Genomic DNA, 355 nt, shown 5'->3' with positions numbered 1-355 from the left:
GCTAACGACGTCTACAACAACGGTTCGACCGTCAACACGACGATCACCAGCGCCACCGGTGGTAACTTCGAGAACCTGGCGACCAACCCAGCGCCAGCCACCACCACGATCACCGACTCGATCGATACCACTACCGTCACTTTGACGGCGGACCCATCGGTCGTTGAAGGCGGCAACATTACTTACACCGCCACGTTGACCAACCCGGCGCAAACTCCGGTCACCGTAACGCTGAGCAATGGCCAGACCATCGTTATCGAAGCGGGTAAATCTGCGGGCTCGGTGGTGTTTGAAACGCCGGCTAATGATGTCTACAACAACGGTTCGACCGTTAACACGACGATCACCAACGCCA

1 protein-coding gene is annotated in these 355 nt (G+C 57.2%); it reads left to right on the top strand.

Features of this window, described 5'->3' with window-relative positions:
- On the top strand, positions 1 to 355 hold a 355-nt coding region (locus tag AACU78_RS19135), incomplete at both ends, for an immunoglobulin-like domain-containing protein (RefSeq protein ID WP_158266171.1).

It is taken from the genome of Pseudomonas sp. R9.37 (genome assembly GCF_963878885.1).
Taxonomy (GTDB): domain Bacteria; phylum Pseudomonadota; class Gammaproteobacteria; order Pseudomonadales; family Pseudomonadaceae; genus Aquipseudomonas.
Note: the sequence above shows the minus strand (reverse complement) of the source record. Positions and strands in the feature narration are given on the sequence as shown.